Source organism: Aquimarina algiphila, from assembly GCF_007489275.1.
Taxonomy (GTDB): Bacteria; Bacteroidota; Bacteroidia; order Flavobacteriales; family Flavobacteriaceae; genus Aquimarina; species Aquimarina algiphila.
In genome coordinates, this window is the sequence record NZ_VLNR01000248.1 from 1 (window position 1) to 261 (window position 261).

At 31.4% G+C, this 261-nt stretch carries 1 protein-coding gene; it reads left to right on the forward strand.

Going from position 1 to position 261, the window contains the following annotated elements; translation table 11 throughout:
* Positions 1 to 261, forward strand: a 261-nt coding sequence (locus tag FOF46_RS31195; RefSeq protein ID WP_143919301.1) for a transposase, incomplete at both ends; no start/stop codon positions are given.

The window sequence follows — 261 nt, forward strand, 5'->3', positions numbered from 1 at the left end:
ACTTCACGCTGTTTGTTCTGCACAAGGTGTTATAGAAAGTATGGACATTAGTCCTGCTTCTGTACACGATATCAATTATTTAAAAGACATAAAACATCAACTCAAGGATTGTTTACTGCTTGGTGATAGAAGGTATTTATCAGCAGAATATCAACTAAATCTATTTGAATCTCATAATATTAGGCTTAAAACTCCGATGCGTAAGAATCAAATTAATTACAAAGAACAACCCTATATTTTCAAGAAATCTAGAAAACGTAT